Consider the following 18,773-nt stretch of genomic DNA (forward strand, 5'->3'; position numbering starts at 1 on the left):
TAGTATTTCCTTTTGATTTTTCATCAGAAATTGTTAAAGCTACCGACGTTTGAACTGCTTGCCTTGAACTTGATGATTGTTGATGTAATAACATCGCTGGCGTAAAATTAACAACACCATTTGTCGTTGCCATTTGCACAAAAAATCCTTGTCCTGGTTTTAATCGACTTGGTGAACTTGTATTATTTACAACATCATAATTTTTTGTGGTATCATTCCAAAAATACAATGCAGCATTCGTACTTTTTAAATTTGATGAATTTTCAGATAAAATACTATTTGCTCCACTATTAGCATTAAGATATGCCGTGTATGGATTCGAAATCATTTCAAATGTATTATTTGCGTTTCCTGTTGCGCTATATTGAACATTATCAGTAGTTATTGTTCCTGTAAAATCAACTGTTCCTGCCGTAGTTTTTTTGATGGCATACGCTTTTGCAGTATCAAAATTTCCCCACGATAACGTATTTTTATAATATGTCCAAGGAGCAGCATTTGCATTTTCATAAATTCCTAATCCTTTATGATTCGGGTTTACCGTTCCGCTTACCAATGAACTATTTGTTACAAAAGATGCAACATCTTGCCCAACAACTGGCGAACCTATTAAATGCCATTTATCCGAAACATAACTTTTATAGGTTGCTTTTCCTGTTACAGAATTGGTAACTTTTAAACTTCCATAATTATTTACATCAGATTCAATGGTTAATTTATCATTTGTAATAATATTTTCAGCCGTTAAATTTGCCGATGGCGAAATTGTTAAACTTGCTGAATTTTCAATAGTAATATCTTTAGCATTCGCACTATTTGAAATTACAGGATAATTTGTTGCTCCGTTAAAAATAAATGCATCTAAAGTATTTGTTGGTGCGCCGTTATTCCAGTTAGAAGGAAGTCCCCAGTTATTATCAGTAGCACCCGTCCAAGCTGTAGAAGTTATCGCTCCTGATAAAAATTCATATGCTCCTAAATCGATAACGCCGTTATAAACACGGTCATTTCCTGCTAAATCTTTGGTTAAATTACTTGGTAATTTACTGTTTGAACCAGCATTTAAAGCACTTAACGAAGTTGCTTGTAATTTAAAATCAGCATCTAAGTTAGGATTTGTATTACTTGTATTTGTAGTTCCTATTAGGTTTGAAAAATTATCTTCATCAATTGAATTAGAAATTAAACTACCTGCGATACTAACATAAGAATTATGTGGTTTATTCCCTATTGCTTTTGAGGTTGCTCCATTACTTATATTTCCCCAAAAAATATTATTAGCAACTACGCCATTTAAAACTCCAGGGTTTCTTCTAGATATTATTAAACTAGCATACTCTCCTCCTCCTGTACCATTATTCATACTATTTACAAAAGTATTGTTAACAATAACAACACTTATTGTTCCTTGAGTCATTGACTCTATATAACCATTACTACTTCCAATAGCTTTTTTTGTAAGATAATCTACTGTTTTATTGCTATCAAATAATGAGTTTGTTATTGATAAATTAATAGTATTTGCTGTATTAATATAAGGAGAAACATGTAACGCTGAAGCTGATTGTGCTAAATTATTTTTAAAAACACATTTATCAATTGTATAAACAGCATTTTTAATAGCTTCTTGATACGCATCATATTTTAACATAAGCCCAGCCGCTGATTGTGCTACGTTATTTTCAATAATAGTATTTCTCATCGTAAAGGCTCTTACTTTAAAAGCTTTAAAAATTCCAGCACCATAAGTATTATCTCCAGATGCAGCTACGAAATCTCCCTGACCGTCAGAAATAATTAAACCATCTAACATGGTATTTTCTTTTGATACTTCAACAACATGATAACTATTTTCCGTTCTATTTGCTGCTGCAAAAGAAAGACCAGTATCATCATTATTTAAATCTCCTGATAAAATGGTCGCATTATCCGTATGAATTTTGGTCATATCTCTTTGTGATAATTGCGTTTCAGTTCCTGCAAAACCTCCGTAAACTTTTAATTTATCTTTATTGATATAAAAAGAAGTGTTTCTATTAGAGGCGTGAGGTGTATATGTTCCTTTTGCAATCCAAATTTCATCTCCATAAACCCCTGCAACATTTATTGCTTCTTGAATCGTAGCAAAAGCATTTGCCCAAGAACTACCATCGTTATTTCCGCCAGTTACATTTTTATTTACGTAAAAAGTTGTTGGGGTAAATGAAAAATTTGCCGTAATATTAGTATCCGAATTAATTGTTATATTTAATGGATTTGTAGTTCCCGTAGCATCGCCACTCCAACCTGTAAATTGATGACTTGCTGATGCTGGATTTGGAGTTAATGCAACAGCTGTAGCATAAGTATAGGTACTATCTGCTGATATGGGATTGATTGTTATACTACCATCACCAACAACATTTGTTATTAATTTTGGAAAACAAGTATCACTATAAGAAGCCGTAGCGTCTTTTAACCAAGATGCCGTTGGTGTAAAACCAGCATCAGGATTGATACAAACTAAATTAGCATTTGTTGTTGTATTTAATATTGTTAAATTAGCATTATTAGTATTCGCAACATTAAGTGTTATCACATTATTATTACTAATATTAAATAATATTAATGCTTTATTTTTACTTACATCTATATTTCCTGTAATTTGATTTGCACTACAATCAACAGTTGTTAAAGCGATATTTCTACTTAAATCTAAACTTATTAAATTATTATTTGAACAATTTAAATTTGTTACTTTTCTGAAAGCTTCAATTCCTGTTAAATCAGCAATATTTTTACCATTTACATTAATTACACCTGTATAACTTGCTGCTTCTGAAACTTGTATTTCTCCATCAAAGTTATTATCTACTAAATTTATTAATTCATTTTTAAAATTAGCATCAGGAATAGTTACTGTAGAACTATATAACGTTGTAACTTCCGCTTGTGTTAAAATACCATTATAAACAGATATATCATCAACAATATCTTCATAATTTCTACCGATATTAAAAGAAGAAGGTGTATTAAATCCATAGCCATAAGGTGGTGTAGGAGAAGCTCCTGTTACATAAAAACTTGCTGTATGATATTGTTGTGTTTCATGAACACCGTCTATATAAAAATCATATAAATAAGTTAATGTTCTGTAGTTAGATGCAATACTAGGTACATGTACTTCTAAATTCACAACAATATGATGCCAATTACCATCATCAATAGTTCTTGTTGATGCTTTTGAAATAGCTACCGTAGTTTTTGATTTTCCAGTTGCTTTATGATACCCTGAAATATGTGCTCCTATTTTACCGTCTCTTAAATAAACCATCGCAGTATGGTTGTTTACAATATGTCTAGAAGTATTATCATTCGTACTTGTTTTCATCCAAAAACTAAATGATTTTTTTCTTGCTCCTCCAACAGGTGTCGCTGTTAATTGAGAATACGAAGTAGTAGGATAGTTACTAAATTGCACGGCATCATTTGGAACTCCGTGCCTATCTGGAACTAAAGTTACTGTTGATTGTGCTCCTTGCACTAAATCAACTCCGTTTTTAGTATCTGTTAAACTTCCATTTACAAACTCATACGAACGCTCAAGATTGTTTTGAACAGGGTTCGTAATTTGTGAAAAAGTAATATTACTTATAAAGAGTAATACTAAAAATAGTTTTGTTTTCATAGTTAAATAATTTAAATTCTTACAACAAAACTACTTTAATTGCTGTTTTAAGCAGTCTCATAAAAAATTTATACATATCAAAATCAAGTAATTAAACTTCTATTTGTGTCAAAACCTTTTAATAGTGTCATCTTACAGAAATAGCAACTTTTTTTAATATTTTTAAGTTGCTATCTTTTATATTTGATTAAATATTTAAATAGCATTTTAATTTATTTTTATGAAATTATATACTAGTTTAGTAAATATTGGTGTTGAAAAAGTTAGTTCTGTCAAAGAAAAAAAGCGGGTACGCGTTCTTAATTTAGCTAGTTATATTTCTTCTATTGATGCTATTTTCTTTTTATTTTTTGATTATTTCACTAATTCTTTAAATACAGAAAAAACAATTACGTTACTTTTTGAGATAACAATTTATATCGCTATTGTTTTTTTTCAACACAAAGGATACTCTAAAATATCCAGAATCATTTTTACATTAAGTGTTTTTTCAGTACTCTTTTATCATTGTAATTATGCTTTTATAGGGTATTATGGCGAATATCAATATATTGTAATTCCATTGTTTACACTTTTCTTTTTTGATAATAAGTACATTCATTATGGATCCTTAATTCTATCTGTAATGGCTTTTTACTTGCCTAATCTTTATTGGAAGTTATATCCTGATCAATATTTTGGTTATCTAAATGCGTTGGTATTATTTTTGGGAGTTTTTTTGATTGTTCAATTTTTCAAAAAATTAAATAACAAAAACGAACGATTACTTGAAATTGAAAAAAATAAGGTTTTAGAAGATAAAGTTTTATTAGAAGAGCAACAAATAGCATTAAAAGAATTAGAGCAATTTAAATCTCATTTTTTTGTAAATCTTTCACACGAAATACGCACGCCTTTAACGCTTATAAAAGGCTATGCTTCTCACATTGTTTTTAAAAATGATGATACCGAGAATAAGCAAATGATGGAAAAAATACAACATCAAACACAATATATTCAGAATATTGTAGATAACATTTTAGATTTAAGTAAACTAGAAGAAAATAAATTAGTTTTAAATACAAAATTTGTTTCGGTATCACTTTTGATAACTAAATTATATACCGATTATCAGGTTTTGTTTCAAAAGAAAGATATTTCATTTGAAATTTCTCAAGAAATACCCCAAATAAGCATCCAAATAGATGAAGAATTATTTACCAGTTCATTAAATAATTTACTACATAATGCTTTGAAGTTTACTCCAAAAAACGGAAACGTTCGCATTAATATTATTTATGATAAAAATTTATCTATTGAAATTATAGATACTGGAATTGGTATTCCTACGGAAGATATCGCTAAAATTTTCACTCGATTTTATCAATCTAAAAATCATATTACAAAAAGTCAAGGAAGTGGTATTGGCTTATCATTTACAAAAAATCTGCTAGAAGCACACGGGTTTTTATTAGATGTAACAAGTATTCCTGAAAAAGAAACTATTTTTAAAATAACGATTCCAACTATTTTTATTCAAGAAAGTGTACCAAATGACGATATATTGTTCATCGAGCATAATAAAAATAATGAAAATTTCAAACATAATAATAATAATAGCTCTTTAAAAGTTAGTCCAAAAAGCAAAAAATCTATTTTAATTGTGGAAGATAATGAAGATATGCGCGATTATTTAAAGTTAGTTTTAAAAAAACACACTATAACCGAAGCCACCAACGGACAAGAAGCGCTAGAAATTTTAAAAACCGCCACTTTTAACACAATTATTACCGATTATATGATGCCTGTAATGGACGGTTTGGAATTTGTAAAAGCAGTAAAAAAACGAGGTTTAAAAACGCCTGTAATAGTTATAACAGCAAGAAAAGATGACACAGGAAAATTAAATATGCTCCGTTTAGGTATTGATGATTATATAACAAAACCTTTTCTAGAGGAACAATTACGTATTACCATAACACGTTCTATCGCTTTATATGACCAAATTAATGTACTTGAAGCTAAAATAGCTCCAGAAGACAAAATGTTTTTAGAAGATAATTCACTTATTTTTGATAAACAGTTAAAAAACTATATTTGGGATAATATTGAAAATAAGAATTTTGGTGTCGATGATTTGGCTAGCTTAATGAATTTATCAAGAAGTAGTGTTTTTCGAAAAACAAAGCTTATTTTGGGGCAAACTCCCAATGAAGTAATTAACGAAGCACGACTTCAAAAAGCACGGGTTCTTTTAGATGAAAATCCAAGTATCCGTAAAAAAGAACTAGCCGATGCAGTGGGTGTTTACAATGCCACTTATTTTTATAAAAAACTAGAAGAACGCTTTTTTATAGAAAATTAAGCACTGATTTATAATACTTTTTAGGCTAACAAATCATCGTAAATAAACGTATATTTTAAATGATTTTGTACTTTTTTAGAGTTGATAATTTTATATTTTAATGGTAAGGAATCATCAAAAATTGGTGATTCTTTTTGCATTGTTTTTCGTGCATTTATATAATATTCTTCGCGTGTAGGATGATGATTTGAACAGGCATTAAAAGTTTCATTCCAAGCATTTTGAACAATTATTTCGGTTATAATATTGATACAATCTTGTTGATGAATCATATTTACAAACCCTTTTGGATGCGGAATTTTCTTATTTTGAAACCAATTTCCTGCTTGTCGTTCTTGCCCGAATAATCCTGCAAAACGGAGTATTGTGGTATCAAAATGATTGTTTTCTTTAAAATAATTTTCAATTTCGACTAAAGGAGAATTTAGTGTTTGTTCTTTTTCGTCCATCGATTTATTTAAACTCGGATACACAGAAGTTGAACTAATAAAAATTACTTTTTGAATGCTTGATTTTTCAATTTGTTGGATAAAATTTTGAAATCCTGCCACATTTTTTGAAGTAATTGCGACAATAAGTATTTCAGAAGTCAAAAATTTCTGAATATTTTCATCAGAATTATTATTAAATTCTTCTTTAAGATTATTATCTAAATTATCAATATCAATTAAAAAAGGCGAAATTCCTGTATCTTTTAAAATTGGGAGTTTATCCAACGAGGTTGTTGAACCTTTCACAATAAACCCTTTATTTATCAAAGATAATGCTAAAGGTTTTCCAAGCCAACCACACCCTAAAATACTTGTATTTTTCATTTTAATACTATTAATTCCGAAATATATTTTTTCATCATGCAAATATCTACTAAAAAAACGAAATATATTTTTCTATTTATTATTTTGATAAAACAAATAGTAATTTTGCCAAATGAAAAAATCAATAGCCATTATTGGCGGAGGTGCTTCGGCACTTTTTGCCAGTGCATTTTTAGATACAACTAAATTTAACGTTACTATTTATGAGCAAAAAAAATCAGTAGGACGCAAATTTTTAGTCGCTGGTGATGGTGGTTTCAACCTTAGTCACGGCGAAAATATCAATAAGATGATTGGCAAGTATACACCCGATTTTTTTCTTAAAAACGCTTTATTACATTTTTCAAATGATGATTTACGAGATTGGTTATTAGAATTAAAAATCCCGACTTTTAAGGGAAGTAGCAACCGAATTTATCCTGAAAAAGGTATAAAACCGATTACTGTTTTATCAAAAATAAAACAATTTTCTGCGGATAAAGGCGTTCAATTTTTATGTGATTATAAGTGGAAAGGTTGGAATATTACTAATGATTTGATTTTTACGCATCAAAATAAAGAGTGTATTATTTCAGCCGATTATACTATTTTTTCGATGGGAGGCGGAAGTTGGAAAATTACAGGTTCTGATGGAAATTGGAAACCTATTTTTGAAAATAAAAATATTAAAACACATCCTTTTTTACCTGCAAATTGTGCTTATAAAATTCCATGGAAATCCGATTTTATTTTAAAAAATGAAGGAAAACCTTTAAAAAATATCGCACTTTCTTCTTCGGATAAAACCCAGAAAGGAGAACTGGTCATCACCAAATTTGGCTTGGAAGGAAATGCAATTTACGCCCTAAGCCCACAAATACAAACGCAACTTTCAAACATTTCAACTAATTTATCTAAGAAAAAAGCTAGTATTTTTATCGATTTAAAACCGATGTTTACTTTAGAAGAAATCTTCAAAAAAATAAATACATCAAATTATAGCATTACTGATATTCTTAAAAAAATCTTGAAATTAAGCTCCGTTCAAATTGATTTAGTAAAAACTATTTTATCTAAAAAAGAATATCTAAATAAACAAATTTTATCACAAAAAATAAAAGCCTTGCCACTTATTATAGAGGATTCTGCACAATTAGATGAAGCGATTTCTACAACTGGCGGAATTGCTTTAGAAGAAGTTGATGAAAATTTTGAACTTCATCAACTTAAAAATACTTTTTGCATCGGTGAAATGCTCGATTGGAACGCTCCAACTGGCGGTTATTTATTGCAAGGCTGTTTTAGTATGGGCGTTTTTGTTGCTGATTATCTAAATGATAAAAAATAATAAATTTTAGAGCCTATTTAAAAATTAAATAAACTGTCAGTTCGAGTGTTTTTTTCCTTCAAAAAAATTGCATCGAGAACTTTTTTAATCATCAAAATCACTCGAATTGACAAGAATTATCAAAAAAAGCTAAAAATACAGCAAATCTATCAACCTGAAAATAAATTCAGGTTGATAGATTCTATTTCTTATTTTCTGTCTTTTTTCAGATGAAATTTAAACAAGTTCTTAATTAAAACTTTTTAAGTTGAATTAATTTTAGTTTATCTAAAACAATCATTATCATATAAGTTACATCAACTTCATGCCATCGTACGCCACCAAAATTGGCACGTCCGCCGTGTGCATGGTGATTATTATGATAGCCCTCGCCCATCATTAAAAAATCAAAAGGCAATAAATTTTTAGACGTATCGCTTACTTTAAAATTTACATATCCGTAAATATGTGCAAACCAATTAATGATAACTCCGTGGATTGGTGCCATAAAAAAAGCCACAGGCAATAATAACCACTGCCACCAAGAAGTTGCGAAAAAAGCAAAAAATGTGATGTATAATAAAGCCCACGTTAATCGTGAAAACTTAGAACTTGCAAAAGTATCGAAGCTTTTCCATTGCGGTACATTTTTAGTGAATTTAGGAGCAATTTCTATACGTTGATTGTTAATATCTTGATAAATATTCTTGGTACGCCACATCATTTTAAAAAGATTTTCATCATATTTCGGTGAATGTGGGTCTTTTTCGGTATCGGCATACGCATGATGCATTCGGTGCATTACGCCATATCCGTAGGCACTTAAATAATTTGAACCCTGAAAAAACCACGTAAGTATAAAACATACTTTTTCACCAATTTTTGACATCGTAAAACTCTGATGTGCAGCATATCTATGTAAAAAAAAGGTTTGAAAAAATAAGCCCGAATACCATAAAAAAATTATAAAAAGTACTATTGTCATTCTTGTTAATTTAGACGACAAAGAACCAATTTTTATAGCAAAAAAAAAATGAACCCAAGTTAAGTAATTCGCCGTCTGATACGGCTTAAAGCCTGTGCAGTTACGCCAATATAAGACGCAATATATTTTAACGGAATTTCTTTGATAAGCTTCGGACGTTCATCAAATAATTTCAAATAACGTTCCTCCGCAGTTTCATTTAATAAAGATTGTTCTCGTTTGGATTTTATCAAAAATAAACGTTCCGAAGAAATTCGCCCTAAAGTATTTCCGATACTCGTTTTTTGATATACTTCCTGTAAATCAGCATACGACATACTCCACATCTCCACATCGGTAAGGGTTTCTAACTCATAAAGTGTAGGAGATTGTGTTAAAAAAGAATCATAAGCACTTACAAATTCGTTACTAAAACAAAATCCAAATGTAATTTCTTTGTCTTTATCTTCTTTAGGAATAAAAAAACGTATAATTCCTTTATCAATAAAAGAAATATACTCTTCTATTTCGCCAATTTCTAAAAGTTTAGTACGTTTTTTTACTTTTCTAAATTGCAATCGGGCTGTAAAAAAATTCCAATCAGTGTCATTAATTAATAGCGATTTCTCTAAATAAGTTCTAATATTTACAATACTCATAGTACGTTATCAGCCGTTTTAATTCAAGCTATAATTTCAGGCAAGATACTACTGTTTTTATCCAAAGGAAAATAAATTTATCCACAAAAAAACACCATAAAAATAAATTTATGGTGCCTGATTTAAAAATTATTGCGGAATTATTTAAAAATCAACTAAAAAGAATACAATGACAATGTAAACTATTCATTTAAAAGAAGTAAAAACACTTCTTCTTTTCGTTTTCGATACTCTTTAATATGTTTTGCGTATAATGATCTTGCTTTTTCGTGTTCATTTAAATAAAATAAATCACAAGCGACATCATCACATTCATTTAATTTTTCGGTTTCATTTCTAGTATGATGAAGTGTTATTAAAAGTTCTGAATTATTTTTAATAATCGATAATAATTCATCTCTTAAACTTTTATTTTTTAAGATATTAGATGCTAATTTTGCCAAACGATCACCTTCATCAGCAATATAATTTACATGAGAAATCCACATATCTAATTCCCTGAAGCTTCTACTTTGGATTATTTGTGTTTCAGCATCGTAATCGGTGTAGGTATTTGATTCCATACTCTTTTATGTTTTATATTTCTTGTTTTTTTACCTAGATATACAACCTGTTATCAGCGATTTATGGAAAAATTCCACGTTGTACATAGGCTGTTTCAATGCGTTCTATTGCCAATACATAAGCTGCTGATCGCATGTCTAATTTTCTAGTTTCACACATTTTCAGCACTCTATTGAAGACTTCTTTCATTTTTTTATCGAGCCTAGCCATAATTTCATCAAGTTCCCATAATTCGCCATTTCGATTTTGTAACCATTCGAAATAACTTCCAATAACTCCTCCAGAATTACATAAAATATCAGGAATAATAGTAACTCCTCGTTCTAATAATAATTTTTCAGCGTCAACAGTTGTAGGTCCATTCGCACCTTCGGCAATTAAAAAAGCTTTTATTTCTGATTGATTTTCTTTTGTAATTTGATTTCCTAAAGCTGCAGGAATACAGATATCACAAGCTAATCCGAAGAAATCTTCTTTATTTACTGCGGTTGTATTTGCAAAACCAACAATACTTCCTTTATTAAACTTGGTGTATTCGAATAAATCTTCTACTTTAATTCCTTCAGGATTACTGATTGTTCCAAAAGCATCTTGTACAGCGACCATTTTCGCACCTTCTTTCTCTAGGAAATGTGCTGCCCAAAAACCAACATTTCCAAAACCTTGAACGATAAACTTTTTATCTTTAAGGGGAACATTTTTTTGTGCTGCCCAGAATTTAATATTTAAAAATACGCCGTATCCTGTAGCTCTATCACGTCCTTCTAAACCTCCTGAACCGATTGGTTTCCCTGTAACAACGTGTTGATTTTTAGATCTTTCTGCAGGAGCTTTTGTCGACATATAAGTATCTGCAATCCATGCCATTGTTTGTGCATTGGTATTTACATCTGGTGCAGGAATATCGTGTTCTGGTCCTATATTATCACCTAAAGCAAAGGTAAAACGCCTTGTAATGCGTTCTAATTCTGATTTTGAATATTTTTTAGGATCCATTTGAATACCTCCTTTTGCACCTCCATACGGCAATCCTGTTAAAGAAGTTTTCCAAGTCATCCACATTGCTAATGCTTTTACGGCATCAATATCAATTGTTGGATGATATCGTAATCCTCCTTTATAAGGTCCTAAAGCATTGTTATGTTGCACGCGATATCCTTTAAAAATTTCAACATCGCCATTATCCATACGAACTGGAAAATGAATAATTAACTCATTATTTGTAATTCCTAATATTTTTTTGATATTCGGATTTAAGTTTACCAAATCGGATGCGGTATTGAATTGCTTCATTACATTTTCCAACATTCCTTGTTTTGGTGCTTCTTTTTGCTGTTTTAATTCTTTTATTACTGTCATTTTTTTTAATTAAATAAGTGCAAATTCTTTTTTACTTTTGATGTTTTCAAAACCTATATTTTCAACAGTTTTTCTGGTTCTTTTTATTTCTGATAGCTGTTTTATTTCTGATATTTGTTTTTTTTCTGATACTTGTTTTTCATCAAATTCACTACAAGACCAAATAAAAATTTTATTAGACGTTAGGCTACAAGAATCGACTTCAATACAAGTAGCACACAAACTTTTTTTATAAGTATTCATAAATAATAATATTTGATTACGTTTTGATAATTGCAACAGCTGTACCAAAAAAAATAAACGCACAAAAAAAACACTAAAAATTACTCATATCTACTGATAATCAAATTATTAGTGTTTTATAAATTGATTTTATAAAATTATCAAATTGGGTATTATTTCCCCGTATAGGTAATTTTTACTCGTTTTTAGGTATTGTTTCTTTTAATTTCTCTCGAAGTGTTTTTCTATCTATTTTCAGAATTGCAGCGGCTTTGGTTTTATTATTATTAGTTGCTACTAAAACTTGGGTAATATATTTTTTTTCAAATTCTTTTAAAGATATTAATTCATCGTTTTGCGTAAAATTTATTTGATATTTCACATAGGCTGGTAAATGCTCTATTTCAATAGATTTATCACACATAATTACGGCACGTTGCATCACATTTTCTAGTTCTCTAATATTGCCTGGCCAATGATATCTTTGTAGTATTTCAACGGCTTCTGGGCTTATTTTTATAAATTTATCTTTGTATTCGATTCCGTATTTAAAAAGGAATTTCTCTATTAATAGAGGAATATCTGTAACACGTTCTTTTAAGGTAGGAACTTCTATTTGAACAACGGTTAATCGGTAATATAAATCTTCTCTAAAGCGTCCTTTTTTTATCAATTCTTTCAAATCGATATTTGTGGCAGCAATGACACGAACATCAATTTTTTCTACTTTTTGTGAGCCAACTCTTACAATTTCTTTTTCTTGTAAAACTCTTAGTAAACGTAATTGTGTTGCTAGCGATGCGTTTCCTATTTCGTCTAGAAACAACGTTCCGTTATTGGCTGCTTGAAAAAACCCTGCTCTATTGGTGTCTGCTCCTGTAAAAGCTCCTTTTATGTATCCAAAAAGTTCCGATTCTAACAAATTTTCAGGAATTGCGCCACAATTTACGGCGATAAATGGTGCTGCGGAAAATTTCCCCATATAGTGAATAGAACGTGCGACCAACTCTTTTCCTGTACCACTTTCACCAGAAATAAATACCGTTGCTTTGTTATTTTTAAGTCGTTCAATGATATCGGTAACTTTTTTTATAGCCGATGACGTACCAATCATTTCTCCATAAGAAGTGCTATTTTTTGTGTTTTCAGTGTTTTTTGCAGTATTATTTGCGGTGTTATTTTGAGAATTATTTGTGCGACTATTTTTTTGTTTAGAACTATTTTCTAATGATTTTAAAATCGCTGTTTTTAATTCTTGCTTGGTAAATGGTTTTGTAATATAATCAACTGCGCCAGATTTCATAACCTCTAATGCACCATCAATAGAAGGAAATCCTGTTACTACTAATTTTGGAATTTTCGGAAAATGTTCAGACGCATATTTTAATAATTCGAGTCCATCTACGCCTGGCATTTGCAAATCTGTAATTAACAAATCGATAGCTTCATCTTTTAATATTTGCAATGCTTCTTTTACAGAAATAGCTTTATACGTATGATAATTTAATGATTGTAAATGACGTTGAATCAGTTCAAGAATATGAATATCATCATCAACAATTAAGATATTTTCTTGTTCTAACATATTTATTTCTTGTTTAATTTCGCTTGTTTTTTTTATGTTTTCTGTCTTGGGAAACGAAGAATAAATATCGCTCCTGTTGGTTTATTTGATTTGTATTTTATAGTTCCTCCATGACTTTTCACAATTCCATGAACAACGCTTAATCCTAATCCAGAGCCTTCTCCTGTTGGTTTTGTTGTAAAAAACGGATTGAAAATATTTTCTTTTACTGTTGCTGAAATTCCTGTTCCTTTATCAGATATTTTTAACTTTACAGTGCTTTTGGTTTGTTCAATTTCGATTTCAATTTCTCCATCAATCGGTGAAAAATAAATAGCATTAATTACCAAGTTAAAAATTACTTGTGTTAATTGTATTTTATCTACTTTTAGTGGAATATTTTTTTTGTTGAAATGTAATTGAGCAGTAATATTTTTTTTTCTGAAGTTAGGACGCAATAAACTAATGGCTTGTTTTATGATAGGCACACAATTTATCACTTCCATTTGTTGTGGCATTTCGCAGGAGAAAAACATCAATTTTTTAACGACTTCTCTGGAATAAATAGCACTATTGATTACTTTTTTTAAATCTTTAGCTCCTATTTTATCTTCTTTAAAACGTTCTTGAAGCAATTCTGTAAATCCTAAAATATTTGCCAAAGGCGTGTTTAGTTCGTGTGCTATTCCTGCGGTTATTTCGCCTAGAATAGCCAATCTATCGACACGTTCCATTTGTCTTTTTGATAAAATTTCTCGTTCTTTGAGTTGTTTTCGTTCAAAAAAATCACCTATTTCGGAAGCTACTTTATTTAACAGTAATTTTTCTTCTTCTAAAAAAGCATTTTCAGAAAATTTTGCTCTTGCGTATCCTACTTTTATAGTTCCTATTATATCGCCAAAAACTTTTATCGCATCAAGAATAAAGATTGCATCTAAATCTTCTTTTCCTGCTACTACATGATATTTTTGCGTTTCTATTGCTACAAAAGCCGATACAGGATATCGAATAGAAGCGACAACATTGGAAGCGATTCCTTTGAGTAATATTTCAATATTTGAGAAATCGGTATTTCGCACCAAAGAACTAACATTGTACAGACACGTTAGTTCTTTAATACGTTCTTTTAATTTTTCTTCTGTAGATATAAATTCCATGAAAACATCGCTATATAACTTATATAATTAAAACAAACTTAGTTATAATAAAATAATTTTCACTTAAAAAAAGTTATTTTGTAGGTCGCATTACAATCTGTTATCAATAATATTTTGCACTACTTCAGGGTTTAAGAGGGTGGAAACATCGCCTAAATTATCTAATTCGTTGTGTGCGATTTTTCGTAAAATACGACGCATAATTTTACCTGAACGTGTTTTTGGCAATCCGATGGTAAATTGAATTTTATTTAATTTTGCGATAGGTCCAATATGTTCTGTTATAATTTGATTGATTTCTTTGCGTAAATTATCGTGATCTCTGCCTTGTCCGACATCTTTTAAAATAACGTATCCGTACAATGCATTTCCTTTTATCGGATGCGGAAAACCAACAATCGCACTTTCTGCTACCGCAGGATGTTCATTGATAACATCTTCAATTGGTGCAGTTCCTAAATTATGTCCAGAAACAATAATAACATCATCAACTCGCCCTGTTATTCTGTAATAACCAACCTCATCACGCAATGCACCATCGCCTGTAAAGTATTTATTTTCAAAGGCTGAAAAATAGGTTTCTTTATATCGCTGATGATTTCCCCAAACAGTTCTTGCCATACTTGGCCACGGAAATTTGATACATAAGCGTCCATCGACTTGATTTCCTTTTAATTCGATACCATTTTCATCCATTAAAACGGGTTGAATCCCGATAAAAGGAAGTGTTGCATAGGTAGGTTTTATGGGAGTTACATACGGAATTGGTGCAATCATAATTCCTCCAGTTTCGGTTTGCCACCAAGTATCAACAATAGGACTTTTTTTCTTTCCGACATTATCATTATACCAGTGCCAAGCTTCTTCGTTAATCGGTTCACCGACACTTCCTAATACTTTTAAAGAGGATAAATCATGAGAATCTACAAATGATAATTTTTCTTTTGCCAAGGCTCTAATTGCGGTTGGAGCGGTATAAAATTGGGTAATTTTATGTTTTTCGATGATTTCCCAAAAGCGTCCAAAATCGGGATAACTTGGTACGCCTTCAAACAATACCGTTGTTGCCCCATTTGCCAACGGACCATAGACAATATAGCTGTGCCCTGTAATCCAGCCGATATCGGCAGTACACCAATACACATCATTTTCTTTATAATTAAAAATATTTTTAAACGTATATGCCGTATACACCATGTATCCTGCTGTGGTGTGCAACATTCCTTTGGGCGTACCTGTTGAACCTGACGTATATAAAATAAATAATGGATCTTCAGCATTCATAATTTCGGGTTCACAAACTTCGGATGCCTGGTCTAATAAAGGTTGTAACCAAGTATCTCGCCCTTGTATCATCTCGATATTTGCCTGTGTTCTTTTAACGACGAGTACTTTTTCAACGGTTTGACACTCTTGCAATGCTTCATCTACAATTCCTTTTAAATCGATGATTTTTTTCCCACGAAAAGAGCCATCCGAAGTAATAACCATTTTAGCTTGACAATCATTGATTCTGGTTGCTACGGCTGTTGCAGAAAATCCTGCAAAAATTACGGAATGTACTGCACCAATTCTGGCACAAGCGAGTAATGAGATGGCTAATTCAGGAATCATTGGTAAATAAATACAGACTCTATCGCCTTTTTTGATACCATTTTCTTTTAAAACATTAGCAAATTTACAAACTCGCTGATGCAATTCTTTATACGAAATATGTTGTGCTTTTTCATCAGGATTATTGGGTTCAAATAAAATAGCTGTTTTTTCACCTCGTGTTCGTAAATGTCGGTCGATACAATTTTCTGTAATATTTAATTGTCCGCCTTCAAACCATGTTACTTCGGGTTTTGAAAAATCGTATTTTAAAACGGTGTCCCATTTTTTACGCCACATAAAATGTTCTTCGGCTATTTCTTGCCAAAAATTTTCTGGCTCTCGAATTGATTTTCTGTAAACCTGATAATATTCCTCTAAGTTTTTGATATGATAATTACTCATAATGTTCGTAAATTTTTATGGATGGTTATTTCCTGTTTGCTTTGTATTTGATTGAATTATTTAATGATTTTTTAATGAAGATAGCTTTGCGTTCTAAAACGTATCTAAAAGTAGGATTTTTTATTATAAAAAGCTAACGGTTTTAAAATCTTGCTTTTACTCTTTTTTTTGATAAAATTTAAACAGGCTCTAAACAGGCTCTTAATAAAAAAACTCAATAAAAATTTTAACAAAATATTTAGAAAAAAATAATAAAAAATTTAGTATTTAAACCGATTTATTAACAATAAGGAAACCATGTTATTAAATATAATAACGAAATTAGGATATACAAAATATACCCTTCATGATTCCAATAATTAACGAACACATTAAAGCTAGAAAATTAACAACACTTATTGAAAATAGAACAAAATACGCTTCGGAATATGCCGAATTAACTATTTTTGAAACCTTTGAAACCACGAAAAATATTTTTTTTAATTTTGATACAACTGTTATTGCCAGTATGATAACAGGTAAAAAAATAATGCATTTTGATAAGACAAAACCTTTTTCATTTGTTCCAGGAGAATCTTTGGTAATTCCAAAGGCGAACAGTATGAATATTGATTTTCCTGAAGCATCTTTAACGAATCCGACTTCTTGTTTAGGATTGATTATTGATCAGCATAAAATAAATGAAGTCGTGTATGATTTCAATGAAAAAACCGTTATTGAACGAGAAAATAACGATTGGGATTTCAAAAAAAAATCATCGCATCTCAATAATAACGAGGATATTAATTTACTAATTTCCAGACTTACAAATACCTATATTAAAAATTCAAAATCGAAAGATGCCTTACTAAATTTAATGATTCCTGAATTAATTATTCGTTTATTACAAAGTAAAGCTCGAAAAATTATATTAAATGACGTGAATTATTCTTTTTGCGATACTCGGATTGGTTATGCGGTAAAATATATCAAAGAAAACATCACTAAAAACGATTTAAGTTTAGCTATTATTGCCGAAAAAGCGTGTATGAGTAAATCTCATTTTTTCAAAAAATTTAAAAATACGCTAGGAATTACGCCTGTAGATTATATCAATTATGAAAAAATTAAATTTGCCAAGCAATTGCTTAAAAATAATCCTGACCAAAATATAGCGGATATCGCTTATAAAACGGGTTTTAATAATGTTACGTATTTCAATCGATTATTTAAAAGAAATGAATGTGTTACACCTCAACAATTTAAAGTATCTTTAAAAAATATAATTTCGTATAGTAATTGATATTTTAATGTTTTTGAGTCATTTTTCCACTGTTTTTTCTTTTTTTGATATTCTTATTTTTTTTGATATTTTTTTAGCGAATTGGCATATTATTTTGCTTTTTTTCATCATTTCGATACTCTATTCTTCGGTAGGTTTTGGCGGAGGCTCTAGTTATTTGGCGGTTTTGGCGTTAACAGGATTTATATTTACTCAAATCAGAGCAACTTCATTACTTTGTAATATTGTGGTTGTTATTGGGAATGTTTTTTATTTTCATCGACAAAAAGTGTATGATTTTAAAAAAGTAATTCCGTTGGTATTTTGTAGTATTCCCTTTGCTTTTATCGGCGGATATTTAAGAATACATCAAACATTTTTTTTTATTTTACTAGGAATTACGCTTTTATTTGGTGCAATTACGATGTGGATTTCTAAAAATGGGCAAAAAAACAGAGAAAAAATCAAGAAGCAAAACAAGAATATTGACACGAATATTATAGCTAAAAAATCAAGATTTCCATTTTTAAAAGATGCGAGTTACGGAGGTTTTATAGGATTTATTTCTGGAATGGTCGGTATTGGCGGTGGTATTTTTTTAGCCCCATTATTGCATCTAACGAATTGGGATACGCCTAAAAGAATTTCAGCAACGGCGAGTTTATTTATTTTAGTAAATTCAATTTCGGGATTGGGCGGTCAGTATTTGAATCCTGAATTTTCAATTAATTGGAATATTACGCTTCTTTTATTGTGTACGGTTTTTTTGGGCGGTCAAATAGGAAGCCGATTGAGTCATCAATTTTTAAATCCGATACAATTAAAAAAGGCAACCGCTATTTTGATTGCCTTTGTTGGTATTCGTATTTTGATAAAATATTTATTTTAAGTAA

Annotated in this window: 14 protein-coding genes; 4 read left to right on the plus strand and 10 right to left on the minus strand. The window is 30.1% G+C overall.

Features of this window, described 5'->3' with window-relative positions; translation table 11 throughout:
* Positions 1–3,667, minus strand: a 3,667-nt coding sequence (locus L0U72_RS06245) for a hypothetical protein (protein WP_233898684.1), incomplete at its 3' end; no start/stop codon positions are given.
* Positions 3,668–3,887: 220 nt separating this feature from the next.
* On the opposite strand from L0U72_RS06245, the gene L0U72_RS06250 reads away from it, so the two are divergent.
* Positions 3,888–6,011, plus strand: coding sequence for a response regulator (locus tag L0U72_RS06250; RefSeq protein WP_233898685.1), 2,124 nt, complete (start codon positions 3,888–3,890; stop codon positions 6,009–6,011).
* A gap of 20 nt (positions 6,012–6,031) precedes the next feature.
* On the opposite strand, the gene L0U72_RS06255 is transcribed toward L0U72_RS06250, so the two are convergent.
* The gene (locus L0U72_RS06255; RefSeq protein ID WP_233898686.1) at positions 6,032–6,826 is read right to left on the minus strand and encodes an NAD-dependent epimerase/dehydratase family protein; all 795 of its coding nucleotides are present in this window, start codon (positions 6,824–6,826) and stop codon (positions 6,032–6,034) included.
* 112 nt (positions 6,827–6,938) lie between these two features.
* Here L0U72_RS06255 and L0U72_RS06260 point away from each other — a divergent pair, with 112 nt between their 5' ends.
* On the plus strand, positions 6,939–8,153 hold the full coding sequence (locus L0U72_RS06260; RefSeq protein ID WP_233898687.1) for a BaiN/RdsA family NAD(P)/FAD-dependent oxidoreductase: 1,215 nt from the start codon (positions 6,939–6,941) through the stop codon (positions 8,151–8,153).
* A 232-nt stretch (positions 8,154–8,385) separates the two neighbouring features.
* Here the strand turns inward: L0U72_RS06260 and L0U72_RS06265 are convergent, their stop codons facing one another.
* From L0U72_RS06265 to acs, 8 genes are all read right to left on the minus strand, one after another.
* Entirely contained in the window at positions 8,386–9,117 is a 732-nt protein-coding gene (locus tag L0U72_RS06265) for an acyl-CoA desaturase (RefSeq protein ID WP_233861450.1), read from the minus strand.
* Between the two features lie 59 nt (positions 9,118–9,176).
* Positions 9,177–9,749, minus strand: coding sequence for a Crp/Fnr family transcriptional regulator (locus L0U72_RS06270; protein ID WP_101916813.1), 573 nt, complete (start codon positions 9,747–9,749; stop codon positions 9,177–9,179).
* A 188-nt stretch (positions 9,750–9,937) separates the two neighbouring features.
* A complete protein-coding gene (locus tag L0U72_RS06275; protein WP_101916511.1) occupies positions 9,938–10,318 on the minus strand; it encodes a hypothetical protein in 381 nt (126 codons plus the stop codon).
* 61 nt (positions 10,319–10,379) lie between these two features.
* Entirely contained in the window at positions 10,380–11,678 is a 1,299-nt protein-coding gene (locus L0U72_RS06280) for a Glu/Leu/Phe/Val family dehydrogenase (protein WP_101916512.1), read from the minus strand.
* A 9-nt stretch (positions 11,679–11,687) separates the two neighbouring features.
* Positions 11,688–11,921 (minus strand): hypothetical protein, encoded by a 234-nt coding sequence (locus tag L0U72_RS06285; RefSeq protein ID WP_101916513.1) that lies wholly within the window; start codon positions 11,919–11,921, stop codon positions 11,688–11,690.
* Positions 11,922–12,096: 175 nt separating this feature from the next.
* On the minus strand, positions 12,097–13,485 hold the full coding sequence (locus tag L0U72_RS06290; protein ID WP_233898688.1) for a sigma-54-dependent transcriptional regulator: 1,389 nt from the start codon (positions 13,483–13,485) through the stop codon (positions 12,097–12,099).
* 32 nt (positions 13,486–13,517) lie between these two features.
* Positions 13,518–14,621 (minus strand): sensor histidine kinase, encoded by a 1,104-nt coding sequence (locus L0U72_RS06295; RefSeq protein ID WP_233883415.1) that lies wholly within the window; start codon positions 14,619–14,621, stop codon positions 13,518–13,520.
* Positions 14,622–14,711: 90 nt separating this feature from the next.
* Entirely contained in the window at positions 14,712–16,619 is a 1,908-nt protein-coding gene (gene acs, locus L0U72_RS06300) for an acetate--CoA ligase (protein WP_233898689.1), read from the minus strand.
* Between the two features lie 346 nt (positions 16,620–16,965).
* Between acs and L0U72_RS06305 the strand changes: the two genes are divergently transcribed.
* Together L0U72_RS06305 and L0U72_RS06310 are read left to right on the plus strand one after the other, a co-directional pair.
* Positions 16,966–17,901 (plus strand): helix-turn-helix domain-containing protein, encoded by a 936-nt coding sequence (locus L0U72_RS06305; protein WP_233898690.1) that lies wholly within the window; start codon positions 16,966–16,968, stop codon positions 17,899–17,901.
* A gap of 94 nt (positions 17,902–17,995) precedes the next feature.
* Entirely contained in the window at positions 17,996–18,769 is a 774-nt protein-coding gene (locus L0U72_RS06310) for a sulfite exporter TauE/SafE family protein (protein ID WP_233898691.1), read from the plus strand.
* The last annotated feature ends 4 nt before the right edge of the window (positions 18,770–18,773 follow it).

Origin of the sequence: Tenacibaculum piscium (genome assembly GCF_021390755.1) — a bacterium.
GTDB lineage: Bacteria > Bacteroidota > Bacteroidia > Flavobacteriales > Flavobacteriaceae > Polaribacter > Polaribacter piscius.